Genomic DNA, 11996 nt, shown 5'->3' on the forward strand with positions numbered 1-11996 from the left:
ACAACACCCCGGCGCTCGATGCGTCCACCTGGGGCGGACGCGGGGGTAAAGCCCCGGAATCCGTGACGGATGCCGGCAAATCATTGATGGTGCCCGCAGTGAGCGGGTGTTAGGCTGCCCGGCCTAGACGCAGGGGATGGAGAGATGTTTCACGAGTTGCAGGAGTTGCTGGGCGCGTACCTGATGCCGGTGCTGATCGCGATCCCGCTGGCCATCATCGTGCTCATCGCCGCCTTCAAGCGTGACGACTACCGGCCGCCACGCGAGTACACGCCGCCGCCGCGCCCGCCGGAGGGCCAGCGCACTCGCGCGGCCCAGGCGCCGGTGGTGCTGCCGCCACTGCCCGGCACGCCCGGTGCACCGACGATGGCCAGCGCCTTCGTCATGGCGCCGTCGCCCATGCAGCCGCCCGCTGCTCCCGCCCCGGTGGTGCCCGAGGGCCCGCCCACGGTGCTGATCGCCGACGACTCCGCCGTGGTGCGCACCAAGCTCAAGCGGCTGCTGGAAGGCGCCGGCTTCACGGTCGTGCAGGTCAACGACGGCAACGAGGCGCTGGCCGAGCTGGATGCCAAGCCCGCCATCGCCGTGCTGATCACCGACCTGGAAATGCCCAACAAGGACGGCTTCGAGCTGATCGCCGACGTGCACGGCAGCCTGGCCACCGAAGACCTGCCGGTGATTGCCATCACCGGCCACGACGAGCTGCACGGCCGCGTGGGCCAGATCGAGGGCGTCTACGGCATCTTCAAGAAGCCCTGGAACGACCGCGAACTGCTCAAGCGCGTGGAGTCGCTGGTGCACCTGCGCAGCGCCGCAGCCCGGCGCGGCCGGCGCGTGACAGACGTGCGGCCGCCCGCGGCCTGACCCTCACGCCGCCCGCGGCAGCGCTCGCGGGCTGACCACGGCCGCAGCGGCCGCCAGCGCGCAAGCCATCACCAGCACCGGCAGCACCTGGCGCGTGGACGGGTCGAACAGCAGGCCCGCCAGCCCCAGCGCGGCACTGCTGACCAGCGCATCGCTGAGCTGCAATGATGAGGTGTTGGCCCCCTGGCTCTGCGGCGGCGACAGCTTCAGCAGCAGCACCGACAGCATCGGGAACGACAACCCGATGCCCAGGCCCACGACTGCCCAGCCCAGCAGTGCCAGCCACGCCGGCAGCGCCGCGACAAGCACAGGCGCCATGACGACGGCCAGCCCCAGCGCCGCGAGCGCAAAGCCCGATGGCAGCAGCCGGCGCCGCGCGGTGTCGCCCTGCACGCGCGCCTGGATGGCGCTGCCAATGCTCCAGGTGACAGCGCCGGTGCTCAGCGCGATGCCAGCCTGCGTCAGGCTCCAGCCGAAGTGCTGGGTCAGCAGCAGCGGCAGGAAGGCCTCGGCGCTGGCAAACGCGGCGGCGATGAAGCCGCGCAGCAACACGACGCTGGGCAGGCCGCGCGCCGCCGTCAGCGTGCCGGCCGGCAACAGCTGGCGCGCCGCGAGCCAGGCCGCCACGGCGCCGACCGCGAATAGCAGGCCAGCGCCGACGCCCTCGTGCTGGCCAGCCCCATGCAGCAGCAGGGCGCCGCCGCTGGCCAGCGCCGCCCAGCGCAACCCGCCCCAGTGCAGCGTTGCACCGGTGCCGCCACCGCCGCGCCGCAGCGATGGCAGCATCAGCGCCGCCGCCACCGGCACGGCCGCCGCAACCGCCAGGAACACCCAGCGCCAGCCCAGCCAGTGCACCAGTCCGGACGCCAGCGCCGGGCCCACCAGGCCAGGCAGCACCCAGGCGCCGGCAAACATCGCGAACAGCTTGGGATGCAGCGGCGCCGGCACGACCTGGCCCACGCCCACATACAGCGCCACGCCCAGCACGCCCGTGCCCAGGCCCTGCAGCGCGCGGCCCAGCACCAGCGCGGTCATGGACGGCGCCAGCCCGGCCAGCAGCAGGCCGGCCAGAAAGGCCGCCAGCCCCAGCAGCGATGCACGGTAGGCACCGCGCTTGTCGCACAGCTGGCCGGCGATCGTCATGCCGATGACCGAGGTGGCCAGCGTGGCGCCAAAGGCCAGCGCATACAGCGACAGGCCGCCCAGCGCCTCCGCCACTGCGGGCATGGCGGTGGCCACGGCAATGGACTCGAAGGCCAGCATGGAAATCAGCGCGACGGCGCCCACGCAGGCCGCGCGGCGGCCGGGGGCGAAGAGCCTGTCGTCAGGGGTGGTGTTGGCAGCTGTCACGGGGTCGGCGAGGTTCATGGGCTGAAGCCTAGAAGTTCAAGTCGGCTTCAAGTCAAGCAAGGTCATGAGCCCCAAGGGACAATCGGGGCATGTCAGTTTCGGTCCTTCACTGTGCGTCCGCCGGCTTCGAGTCGGCCTGCCGCATTCCTGCGCTGCCGGCATCGCACCGCAGCCACGGCCTGCACGGCCACAGCTATTTCGCCACGGTGCGCAGCGCGCTGCCCGCCGGCTGGGCGGCTTTCCCGGGTGGCGAGGTGGAGGACCTGCGCGCGCGCATGGCTGGCACCGTCGCACCGCTGGACCATGCGCTGCTGAACGACCACCTCGACGAGCCCACCGACGAAAACCTGGCCCGCTGGGTGCGCAGCCGGCTGAACGTGGATGTGCCCGGCATCGTGCAGGTGGGCGTGCAAAGCACCACGCACAGCGGCGTGGACCTGGACGGCGCCGGCCATGCCCATGTGTGGCGCCGCTACCGCTTCCAGGCTGCGCACCAGCTGCCCAACGTGCCGGCCGGCCACCAGTGCGGCCGCATGCACGGCCATGGCTTCGAGGTCATCCTGCACGCGAATGCCGATCTCGGCGAGCGTGACCTGGCCATCGACTACGACCACCTCGACGAAGTCTGGGCGCCGCTGCACTTCGAGCTGAACTACCGCTGCCTGAACGACATCCCGGGCCTGCAGAACCCGACCAGCGAGAACCTCTCGGCCTGGCTGTGGGCGCGGCTCAAGCCCCAGCTGCCGGAACTGAGCTGGGTGACCGTCTACGAAACCGGCTCCAGCGGCGCCAACTTCAACGGCCAGAGCTACCGGATCTGGAAGGAGATGACGCTGGACAGCGCCGTTCGCCTGCGCCACGCGCCCGACGGCCACCCGCTGGCCGGCACGCACGGCCACACCTTCACCCTGCGCCTGCACCTGGCCGCGCCGCTGGACCAGGTGATGGGCTGGACGGTGGACTTTGGCGATGTGAAGAGCCTGTTCAACCCCATCTTCAAGCGGCTGGACCACCACCCGCTGTTCGAGATCGCCAACTTGCCGGACGGCGACGCCGCCAGCATCGCGACCTGGGTGTTGAACGAGGGCGGCTCGGTGCTGCCGCAGATCGACCGCGTGGACCTGTACGAGACGCGCGGCTGCGGCGCCATCGTCAGCCGCGCCGACTCGGAAGAATTGATTCCCGTATGACGTATTCAGTCAAAGAGCTGTTCTACACGCTGCAGGGCGAAGGCGCCCAGGCCGGCCGCGCGGCAGTGTTCTGCCGCTTCACCGGTTGCAACCTGTGGACCGGCCGCGAGCAGGACCGTGCCACCGCCGTCTGCACCTTCTGCGACACGGACTTCGTCGGCACCGACGGTGAAGGCGGCGGCAAGTTCGCAACACCCGATGCGCTGGCCGATGCAATCGCCAAGGCCTGGCCTGACGGCGAAGGCGGCCAGCGCTACGTGGTGTGCACCGGCGGCGAACCGCTGCTGCAGCTGGACACACCGCTGATCGATGCGCTGCACGCGCGCGGCTTCGAGGTGGCGGTGGAAACCAACGGCACGCAACCCGCACCGCCGGGGCTGGACTGGATCTGCGTCAGCCCCAAGGCCGATGCGCCGCTGGTGCTGACGTCAGGCCACGAGCTGAAGCTGGTCTACCCGCAGCCGCTGGCAATGCCGGAGCGGTTTGCCCATCTGGCCTTCGAGAACTTCTTCCTGCAGCCCATGGACTCGGTGCTGCAGCGCGAGCACACCAAGGCCGCGGTGGCCTACTGCATGGCCCACCCGCAGTGGCGGCTGTCGGTGCAGATGCACAAGGTGGTGGGCATCGCCTGAGAGCGCGACGCCGGCCGTATCAGCCGGCGTCGGCCATACGCTGGCGCCTGCGCGCTGCCAGCGCGCTCGCCAGGCAGCCCACCACGATCAGGCCGAAGCCGCCACCCAGGCACAGCCCGAGCAGGCTGTTCAGCAAGGCCCCGAAGCCGTCGCCGATCGCAGGCTCGGGAACGCCGCTGAGGGACCACCAGAACCCGGCTGCGGCGCCAGCCAGTGTGATCAACGTCCACACGCCGACATAGAGAATGCCCCTGAACATGGAGCGCGCGATGGCTTGCATGCCTGCAGCTGAGGTTGTCGATGCGGTCGAGCAAACCTCTCAGTTCTGGATGTAGCGCTCGAACACGCCGCCGAAATCCTTGCGGCTGAGCTTGTCCAGCACGACGCTGTTCACGGTGTTGAGCAGCGACAGGTAGTGGCGGCTGACCTGTTCCTCCGTGACCTCCTGGCCCAGCTTGAACATCTGGCCGGTCACGCCCAGGCACTCCATCGCATGGGCACGCGCCTGTTCGTCACGTTCCTGCAGCTTGCCGATGCTGTGCAGCGCCTTGTAGAGATCCTTGAGCTGCTCGATGAAGTTCTTGCGCACGTCGATGCTGAACGGCGCGCCCTCACCGATGTGGAACTTGATCTCGACGTCCATGTCGATGGTGCCGGCCGTCTCCAGCGTCACGTGGCTGATGCGGTGGCTCAGCCAGTCGTAGCGCCGGATGACGCGCTTGGACGACACGGCGGATTCGCCATCCACATGCACCAGCGCGAGGTTGGTGAAGCAGTACTCGTCCTTCTTGGACTTGATGAGGAAGTAGATCTTCTCGCCGTCCTCGCTGAACAGGTAGTCGTCGGCATCGACCTTGTTGAAGTCGGCCGCGGGCACGATGACGCCGATGTCGCTGAGGCCCAGCGCCTCGGAAGCCAGTCTCTTGAACATTGCTTGCTCCTGGTGGTTTGGCGGCGCGAGTGTGCCCGCCGCAGACGGCAGCAACCGGGCCGCCTGACGGGAATATCAACCCAACAAAAAAGGAGCCCGCAGGCTCCTTGTGGCGACGTGCCGCTAGCGGCTCAGAAGCGGTAGCCGACGCCGAACTTGATGGACACGGGGTCCAGCGAGGTCTCGATGGTCTGGCCGGTGGACAGCGAGCCCGTCGTCTTGATCATGGTCTTGGTGACCGAGACGCTGGCCGACCAGTCGCGGCTGATGTTGTAGGCCGCGCCCAGCTCCACGGTGGCGCCCAGGCGGCGCTTCATCGTGAGCGTCGTCGGCGTGTTGACCGTGCCACCGGTGATGCCGGACAGCGTGGCCGTGGCGCGCGGCTTGAAGAAGTAGGCATAGGTGGGGCCTGCACCGATGAAGGGGCGCACCGTGCTGTTGGCATCACCGAAGCGGTACTGGGCCAGCAGCGTCATGGGCAGGGACTTCACGCTGCCGATCTTGCCGACGCCGTCGATCGCACCGGCACCGACGATGTCGTGCTCGAAGGGCAGCGCGATGGGCAGCTCGATGCTGAGCTTGTCGGTCCAGTAGTAGGTGATGCCGCCGACGAAGGAGCTGGCCTTCTTGACGTCGATCTTGGTGCCGGGAAGGCTGGGCGCGGTCAGGTCGCCGCTGTCGACCTGCGGGCTGATCTGGGCCGCACCGGCACTGATGACGAAGCTGCCGGCCGATTGGGCCCAGGCGCTGCCGGTGAGCAGCAGCGCGGCGGTCGCACCGAGGAGGAACTTGGTGGTCATGGGATATCTCCGTGAACGGGTGCGTGCGGCTTACAGCCAGCCCTTGGTGGTGATGGACTTGGCGATGAGCTGCTGGATCAGCTGGTGGGCGTAGGGCGTGGGGTGGAAGCCGTCCGAGAAGCCGTAGGTCTTCCACCAGTCGGCGCCGGTCACCCCTGCCGGCGGCGCGGCGCTCAGTGCCGCGGCCGTGCAGGTGGGGAAGCTGTAGGTGGGCAGGCCGTCGCTGCCGACGCCGGTGCGCGGGCAGGCCGTGTCCTTGGAATTGGTCAGGCCGAACTGGGCGGGCGTGGTCACCTGGTCCTGCAGGCCCTTGTAGAAGTCGATCAGCGCGACACGCTCGTCATTGCCGACCTTGGCGGCGAGCTGGGTGTTGTAGGCCGACATCCAGGCCCGGAACGTGGCCTGCGCCTGGGCGCGGGCCGTGGCACCGGTGGTGCCGCCACCGCTGGCCAGCGCGATGCCGTCCAGCACGGCCTGGAAGCGCGGCGTCAGCGTGATGTCCGGCAGGTTCATCAGCACCACGTGCGTGGCGCCCTTGTCCAGCACGCTGGCCTTGATGGACGCGTAGAACTTGTCGGCCAGCGCCGCCATGTAGGTGCCGCCGATCTGGGCCGTGGTGGTGGCGCCGCCGGCCAGCGCGGTGCCGATCTGTGTGGGGGTCAGCAGCGTGCCCAGCAGCGCCGAGAAGGCCGCAGCGCTGTCACGCGGGATGTTGAGGTAGGCGCCGACGAGGTCAGCCGCGTCATTGCCGCCGCCGTCAATGATGACCAGATCGCTCGCCGTGTAGCTGCCCACGGCGGCATAGGTCGCCATCTGCACACCCACGTTCAACGGGTTGGCGGCGCTGGCACCGGCACCCGTGTAGGTGATGCGGCCGCCACCGATGGAGAAGTTGGTGCAGCCGGTCTTGGCCGTGTTGGCGGCAAAGGTGGTGCCGGTGAACACGTAGAAGTTGCACAGGCTCAGGCCGTAGTTGGCGGCGATGCGCTCCGGGTAGACCAGGTTGTCCGCCGTCTGCACGGTGAACTTGTAGCCGAAGGTGCCGCTGTCCTGCAGGCTGTCGCCGAAGACCTTGACCGAGGTGATCTTGACCTGGGGCGTCGTGTCGGCCGTGGCGCCGCCACCGCAACCCGCCACCAACACGCTGCCAAGCAAGGCTGCCGACGCTGCGGCAAGCCGGGTGAGGACGTATTTCATCGTTGTCTCCTGGGCGGCACCGCTCTGACGACGCCTTTGAATTCGGGGAGGGCAACTCTAGCCGCTGACTTTTAGAACGGTCGTTCGTTTTTCCCCTTGGTCACGTCAAGAAAGGCGGCCGAAAGCTAGAGAGCGCCGCCTAGAACGCATGGGGCAAGTCTGTGGATGACGGCCGAACAACTTCATAGATATCCACAGGCTGAGGCTGCGCCGCCAAGTTGTTCCCAATTGAGGGACAAGTCATCCGGGGCCTGGCGCACAGGCTTGTTAGGAAGCCAAGTGGTTGCTGCGAAAGAGATTTCTTATCTTGTCCACAGCGCAGGCCGCCCTCTACCACCACGACTACCTTTGATTCTTCAATACAGTCTTGAATACAGAGGACATCTTTTCCATGAACATTTCCGCCTTGCAGGCCCGCCTGCGGCGCTTTGCCGCCGACCGCGACTGGCAGCCCTACCAGACGCCCAAGAACCTGGCGATGGCCATGACGGTGGAAGCCGCCGAGCTGCTGGAGATCTTTCAGTGGCTGACGCCCGAGCAGTCGCTCGCGCTCGACGACGACCAGCGCCGCCATCTCGGCGAAGAGTTGTCCGATGTGCTGCTGTACCTGCTGCAGATTGCCGACCACACAGGTGTGGACCTCGAGGCGGCGGTGGAACGCAAGCTCGCGATGAACGCCATCAAGCACCCGCCATTGACGAGGTCTTGATGGAGACCATCGCCGTCGTCGACTTCGAGACCACCGGGCTCGGGCCCACCAGCGGCGGCCGCGCCACCGAGGTGGCGGCCGTGCTCGTGCGCCAGGGCGAGGTGGTGGATGCCTGGAGCAGCCTGATGAACAGCGGCACGTGGGTGCCACCGCACATCCAGGCGCTGACGGGCATCAGCAACGAGATGCTGGCCAGCGCACCACCGTCTGCCGATGTGATGGCCGAACTGGCCCGCTTCACGGCAGGCTGCCCGCTGGTCGCGCACAACGCCTCGTTCGACCGCGGCTTCTGGCAGGCAGAGATGCAGCGTGCCGGCATCGCACCCGACCCGGCGCATGAGTTCGCATGCACCGTGCTGCTGTCACGACGGCTGTGGCCCGAGGCCGGTAGCCATGCGCTGGGGGCGCTGGTGCGGTTTCATGCGCTGAGCTTCAGCGGCCGCGCGCACCGTGCCATGGCCGATGCGCGCGTGACGGCGGAGCTGTTGCTGAAGGTGCGGCGCGAAGTCGCTACGCGTTTCGCGCTCGACCTGGGCGGCATGGCCGTGGACCACGCACTGCTGGCCACGCTGCAGCGCACCCCGCTCAAAAGCCTGCGCCGCGGCCTTGTGGACCATGTGAAAGCACGGGCACGAAAACACATGTCCTGATCACAGGAAAAATTTCTGTCAAGAGCCCGCTTGCACGGCTTGGACAAGGACAATCTTGCCCTTTCGTGCCCAGCGTATTGCTCAAGAAGAATTCCATGTCCGTGATCCAGGTTCGCCCCGCCACCCTGCGCGATGCCAAGGCCATCGCCGAGATTCACGTCGCAGCCAGTCAGGATGCCTACAAGGCCCTGCTGCCCGCGGCCGCGCTGGATGCGATGTCGGTGCAGAAGCGTCAGGCGTTCTGGCGCGAGGCCATCGACCTGTGCGAGCCGCAAGTGATCGTGGCCCACCTGGACAACAAGATCATGGGCTTTGCCGGCTTCGACCGTTCGCGCGACAAGGGCACGCCGGCCACCACCGGTGAAGTCTGGGCGCTGTTCGCCAGCCCCGAGCACTGGGACAAGGGCGTGGGCTTGGCGCTGTGGGACGCCACGCGCGACGGTCTGCAGGAAGAAGGCTGCACCAAGGCCACGCTGTGGTGCTACCTGCGCAATGAGCGCGCGCTGCGCTTCTTCGAGCTGGCCGGCTTCAAGCGCGAGCTGGGCAGCGCCCGCACGACGGAAGTGGGCGGCTCGCGCGTCGAAGAGATCCGTCTGTTCCGTTCGCTGGTCTGACGCCACGGCCCTGGCCGGTTTGGCCATGAAAAAAGCGCCCCTCGGGGCGCTTTGTCATTGCCGCAGCGTGCGCAGATCAGCCGCGACGACGGCGCGCGATGAAGCCGACGGCCAGCAGACCGGAGAGCATCAGGGCGTAGGTTTGGGGTTCGGGCACGGCGGAGACGGCCGACACCGTGGCCATGTCGAAGCGCCACGTGCCCGTACCGGCGTAGCTGGAGCTGCTTCCCGCATAGGCGTTGGTGCCGGGTGCAAATGATGCGACGACGCGAACACCGAAGTTGGCGTTGTTGGACGCGCCAGCGATGCCGCTGAGGTCGACGCTGCGGTTGTTGAACCAGGTGTCGCCAGCGGCACCGGTGAACAGGGCGATGTCGTTGAACGTGGTGCCGTCCAGCGTGTATTGCACGCGCTCATGGCGGGCCGACGTGTTGCTGTGGCGCAGGTCGTAGCTGAAGCTGATGCCCTGGAAGCCGACTGTGCTGACCTTGAAGAAGACGCCGGCGGTCTCATTGCCAGTGCCTTGGGCCTTGTAGCCCGTCGTCTGCAGACCGGTGTCATCGATGGACGCAGGGTCCGATGAGCCGCCGTTGGCAGCGCCGCTGCTGAAACCACCGGTGACCCCGCCAATCAGACTGAGCGAGCCCGTGCCGATGCTGGGCAGTTGGGTGCCAGTGCTGGCGCTGCTGTCCGCGGGGACGGAATTGAAGTTCCACTGGGTGACAACCACGGCGTGCGAGGGCAGGGCTGCCGCAGCCAGGGCGAGGGTCAGCAAAGTCTTGGTCATGAGCATGGGAAGTTGGTGAACGAAGCGGTGGCACTCTGTCCGGCGCAAATGACCATGCCGTGACGTCAGCGCAGATACCCCCCCGTTTCCAGGGCCCATCCCTCCGTCGCATCGTCATGCCGCTGCACATGCACCGGGCTCAGCTTGCGGGCAGCGGCGCGTTCCACCAGGGCCTCGGCCTGTTCGGGGTGCAGCTGCAGCGCAAAGCGCGTCCAGCGCTTCATGACCAGCGGCTGGGCCCAGGCGTCTTCCAGCGCCCAGCGGATCTCATGCGGCGACTGCAACTCGGCAGCGGCCAGCACGCGCGGGGCCAGCGCGAGCAGGAAGCGGTTGAAGTCGGTGCGCAGGGCCTCCGTGGGCAGCAAGGCCTCCAGCCGCGCCAGGCGGGCGCTCCAGCCCGGCGTGGCGAGCTGGCGCGTGACCAGCGCCTGCAGCGCCTGGATGGGGTTGAACAGCCGCATGCGGTTGGGCGGCAGCACGCGCAGCGGGATCTGGGCGGCCTCTTCGTGGCTCAGTGGCGTCACGAAGCTGCTCAGCACAGCCAGGCGCTGCCACTGGGCTTCATCCAGGCCGCCGATGCGGGTGATGGGGCCGGCGGCGCAGCTGCTGGCCATGTCCAGCAGGGCCTGGCGGTTGCGGCTACCCTTGGCGCGGTTGGCGCGCTGGCTCATGACGGCGAGGTTGCCGGCCGCATAGCCAGCGTCGTCGCGCACGCGGTCGATGCTGCGGTTGTCGTCGCCCAGTAGCTCACGGGTGATGGGGCAGTGCGTGGTGTCCAGCTGTGCCAGGTGATGCGGCGTGAGCTGGATGTCCTCGAAGCTGCGGCCACGGGCCCAGGCGTGCGTGCGCAGCGCCAGCCACAGCTCGACCTGCGGGCTGGCCGGCGTGCGCACGGCGCGGCTGCGGGCCGACATCCAGCCGCGCTGCAGCGGCGATTGTGGGTAGAGGTGGGCGATGGGCGGCGTGAGGCCATGCAGTGCGTAGTCGCGGCCCAGCGCGAGGCCCACGCGTTCGTGCGCGCTGACCTGCGCGGGCGTGTCGTCCATGTCCAGCGTGAACTGGGCCAGGGCGGGGTGGGCGTGGATCTGGGCGGTGGTGACGGCTTGCATGGCGGCTCCTGAGGTTGAGAGGCCTGGGCTGTTGAATCGCGGGCCTTGCAAGCAGTCTGTGAGCCAGCTGGCTCATGAGATGATCCACCAGGAAAACACTGTGAATCTGTTCAGCCACCCCGTCTCATGGACCGCACCGAACGCTTCTACAAGATCGAGCACCTGATCCGCTCCCGCGGCTGCGTGTCGTTTGCCGAGCTGATCGCGGCGCTGGAGGTGTCACCCGCCACGCTCAAGCGTGACCTGGCCTACCTGCGCGAGCGGCTGGACGCGCCCATCGAGTACGACGCGGCCGAGAACGGCTACCGCTTCGGCCAGCAGTGGCGTGGCGGCAAGCACGAGCTGCCGGGCGTGTGGTTCAACGAGGCCGAGCTGCACGCGCTGCTGACCATGCAGCAGATGCTGGCCGGGCTGGACGAGCAGGGCATCGTCGGCCGCCATCTGCAGCCCATGTTCGACAAGATCACCGGCATGCTGGGTGTGGACGCGGCCGAGGCCGACGAGCTGCGCCGTCGCGTGCGGCTGATCGGCACGGCGCGGCGGCGCGTGGCCAGCGACTGTTTCGAGACCGTGGGCAGCGCCGTCGTGAAGCGGCGCCGGCTGGCCATCCGCTACCGCAAGAAGCGCGACGGCGCGGCCAGCGAGCGAGAGGTGTCGCCGCAGCGCCTGGTGCATCACCGCCATGCCTGGTACCTGGATGCCTGGTGCCACGCCAGCGATGGTTACCGGCGCTTTGCGCTGGACGGCATCGAGGCGGCCACCTTGCTGGAGGCCGGGGCGCGCCCCGTGCCGCTGGCCGAGCTGGAGGCCGAGCTGGACCAGGGCTACGGCATCTTTGCCGGCGGCACGCCGCGCGAGGCCGAGCTGCTGTTCAGCGCCGAGGCCGCGGCCTGGGTGTCGCGCGAGGAGTGGCACCCGGCGCAGCAGAGCGAGTTCCTGCCCGACGGCCGTTGGCGTCTGCGCCTGCCGTACGTGGACGACACCGAGCTGCTGATGGACCTGCTGCGCCATGCCGGCCAGGTGACGGTGGTGGCGCCCGCACCGTTGCGGGACGCGTTTGCGGCGCGGCTGCGCCAGGCGGTGGCGGCGCTGTAGGACAAGTGCGCGTCCTTTGCGCCTGGTCATACGGGCGGCAAGCAATCGCGTTAGGCTTGATTCACCAA

At 68.2% G+C, this 11996-nt stretch carries 14 protein-coding genes; 7 read left to right on the forward strand and 7 right to left on the reverse strand.

Annotated features, from left to right (window positions below; all coding sequences use genetic code 11):
• The first annotated feature begins 144 nt into the window (after positions 1-144).
• Positions 145-864 (forward strand): response regulator, encoded by a 720-nt coding sequence (locus NYO99_RS12755; protein ID WP_268167589.1) that lies wholly within the window; start codon positions 145-147, stop codon positions 862-864.
• 3 nt (positions 865-867) lie between these two features.
• Here NYO99_RS12755 and NYO99_RS12760 read toward each other — a convergent pair whose 3' ends face one another.
• Complete coding sequence (locus tag NYO99_RS12760) at positions 868-2232, reverse strand: MFS transporter (RefSeq protein WP_268167590.1); 1365 nt, start codon at positions 2230-2232, stop codon at positions 868-870.
• A 71-nt stretch (positions 2233-2303) separates the two neighbouring features.
• Between NYO99_RS12760 and NYO99_RS12765 the strand changes: the two genes are divergently transcribed.
• Together NYO99_RS12765 and queE are read left to right on the forward strand one after the other, a co-directional pair.
• Positions 2304-3404 carry a 6-carboxytetrahydropterin synthase gene (locus tag NYO99_RS12765; protein WP_268167591.1) on the forward strand — a complete coding sequence of 367 codons (1101 nt, stop codon included), beginning with the start codon at positions 2304-2306 and terminating at the stop codon, positions 3402-3404.
• Positions 3401-4036, forward strand: coding sequence for a 7-carboxy-7-deazaguanine synthase (gene queE, locus NYO99_RS12770; RefSeq protein ID WP_268167592.1), 636 nt, complete (start codon positions 3401-3403; stop codon positions 4034-4036). The genes NYO99_RS12765 and queE overlap by 4 nt, the downstream gene beginning before the upstream one ends.
• A 19-nt stretch (positions 4037-4055) precedes the next feature.
• Here the strand turns inward: queE and NYO99_RS12775 are convergent, their stop codons facing one another.
• The 4 genes from NYO99_RS12775 to NYO99_RS12790 form a co-directional block, all read right to left on the reverse strand.
• The gene (locus NYO99_RS12775) at positions 4056-4316 is read right to left on the reverse strand and encodes a hypothetical protein (RefSeq protein ID WP_268167593.1); all 261 of its coding nucleotides are present in this window, start codon (positions 4314-4316) and stop codon (positions 4056-4058) included.
• 39 nt (positions 4317-4355) lie between these two features.
• Entirely contained in the window at positions 4356-4967 is a 612-nt protein-coding gene (locus tag NYO99_RS12780; RefSeq protein ID WP_268167594.1) for a PH domain-containing protein, read from the reverse strand.
• A 131-nt stretch (positions 4968-5098) separates the two neighbouring features.
• Positions 5099-5767, reverse strand: a complete 669-nt coding sequence (locus NYO99_RS12785; protein ID WP_268167595.1) for an OmpW/AlkL family protein — start codon at positions 5765-5767, stop codon at positions 5099-5101.
• A 30-nt stretch (positions 5768-5797) separates the two neighbouring features.
• Positions 5798-6964 (reverse strand): SGNH/GDSL hydrolase family protein, encoded by a 1167-nt coding sequence (locus NYO99_RS12790; RefSeq protein ID WP_268167596.1) that lies wholly within the window; start codon positions 6962-6964, stop codon positions 5798-5800.
• A gap of 391 nt (positions 6965-7355) precedes the next feature.
• Between NYO99_RS12790 and NYO99_RS12795 the strand changes: the two genes are divergently transcribed.
• From NYO99_RS12795 to NYO99_RS12805, 3 genes are all read left to right on the forward strand, one after another.
• A complete protein-coding gene (locus NYO99_RS12795) occupies positions 7356-7673 on the forward strand; it encodes a nucleotide pyrophosphohydrolase (RefSeq protein WP_268167597.1) in 318 nt (105 codons plus the stop codon).
• On the forward strand, positions 7673-8323 hold the full coding sequence (locus tag NYO99_RS12800; protein ID WP_268167598.1) for a 3'-5' exonuclease: 651 nt from the start codon (positions 7673-7675) through the stop codon (positions 8321-8323). Before NYO99_RS12795 ends, NYO99_RS12800 begins: the two co-directional genes overlap by 1 nt.
• Before the next feature lie 95 nt (positions 8324-8418).
• Entirely contained in the window at positions 8419-8937 is a 519-nt protein-coding gene (locus NYO99_RS12805) for a GNAT family N-acetyltransferase (protein WP_268167599.1), read from the forward strand.
• Between the two features lie 76 nt (positions 8938-9013).
• Here NYO99_RS12805 and NYO99_RS12810 read toward each other — a convergent pair whose 3' ends face one another.
• Positions 9014-9724 carry a PEP-CTERM sorting domain-containing protein gene (locus NYO99_RS12810; RefSeq protein WP_268167600.1) on the reverse strand — a complete coding sequence of 237 codons (711 nt, stop codon included), beginning with the start codon at positions 9722-9724 and terminating at the stop codon, positions 9014-9016.
• 65 nt (positions 9725-9789) lie between these two features.
• Positions 9790-10833, reverse strand: a complete 1044-nt coding sequence (locus tag NYO99_RS12815) for a hypothetical protein (RefSeq protein ID WP_268167601.1) — start codon at positions 10831-10833, stop codon at positions 9790-9792.
• A gap of 126 nt (positions 10834-10959) precedes the next feature.
• Here NYO99_RS12815 and NYO99_RS12820 point away from each other — a divergent pair, with 126 nt between their 5' ends.
• Positions 10960-11928 (forward strand): helix-turn-helix transcriptional regulator, encoded by a 969-nt coding sequence (locus NYO99_RS12820; RefSeq protein WP_268167602.1) that lies wholly within the window; start codon positions 10960-10962, stop codon positions 11926-11928.
• Positions 11929-11996: the final 68 nt, after the last annotated feature.

Origin of the sequence: Roseateles hydrophilus, from assembly GCF_026712245.1 — a bacterium.
Lineage (GTDB): Bacteria > Pseudomonadota > Gammaproteobacteria > Burkholderiales > Burkholderiaceae_C > Pelomonas > Pelomonas hydrophilus.

Excerpts from the sequence above, each read along its gene's own strand:
- NYO99_RS12795 (WP_268167597.1), top strand. The coding sequence starts at position 7,356 with ATGAACATTTCCGCCTTGCAGGCCCGCCTGCGGCGCTTTGCCGCCGAC.
- NYO99_RS12780 (WP_268167594.1), bottom strand. The coding sequence starts at position 4,967 with ATGTTCAAGAGACTGGCTTCCGAGGCGCTGGGCCTCAGCGACATCGGC.
- NYO99_RS12810 (WP_268167600.1), bottom strand. The coding sequence starts at position 9,724 with ATGACCAAGACTTTGCTGACCCTCGCCCTGGCTGCGGCAGCCCTGCCC.
- NYO99_RS12785 (WP_268167595.1), bottom strand. The coding sequence starts at position 5,767 with ATGACCACCAAGTTCCTCCTCGGTGCGACCGCCGCGCTGCTGCTCACC.
- NYO99_RS12760 (WP_268167590.1), bottom strand. The coding sequence starts at position 2,232 with ATGAACCTCGCCGACCCCGTGACAGCTGCCAACACCACCCCTGACGAC.
- NYO99_RS12820 (WP_268167602.1), top strand. The coding sequence starts at position 10,960 with ATGGACCGCACCGAACGCTTCTACAAGATCGAGCACCTGATCCGCTCC.
- NYO99_RS12790 (WP_268167596.1), bottom strand. The coding sequence starts at position 6,964 with ATGAAATACGTCCTCACCCGGCTTGCCGCAGCGTCGGCAGCCTTGCTT.
- queE (WP_268167592.1), top strand. The coding sequence starts at position 3,401 with ATGACGTATTCAGTCAAAGAGCTGTTCTACACGCTGCAGGGCGAAGGC.
- NYO99_RS12775 (WP_268167593.1), bottom strand. The coding sequence starts at position 4,316 with ATGCAAGCCATCGCGCGCTCCATGTTCAGGGGCATTCTCTATGTCGGC.
- NYO99_RS12755 (WP_268167589.1), top strand. The coding sequence starts at position 145 with ATGTTTCACGAGTTGCAGGAGTTGCTGGGCGCGTACCTGATGCCGGTG.
- NYO99_RS12800 (WP_268167598.1), top strand. The coding sequence starts at position 7,673 with ATGGAGACCATCGCCGTCGTCGACTTCGAGACCACCGGGCTCGGGCCC.
- NYO99_RS12805 (WP_268167599.1), top strand. The coding sequence starts at position 8,419 with ATGTCCGTGATCCAGGTTCGCCCCGCCACCCTGCGCGATGCCAAGGCC.
- NYO99_RS12765 (WP_268167591.1), top strand. The coding sequence starts at position 2,304 with ATGTCAGTTTCGGTCCTTCACTGTGCGTCCGCCGGCTTCGAGTCGGCC.
- NYO99_RS12815 (WP_268167601.1), bottom strand. The coding sequence starts at position 10,833 with ATGCAAGCCGTCACCACCGCCCAGATCCACGCCCACCCCGCCCTGGCC.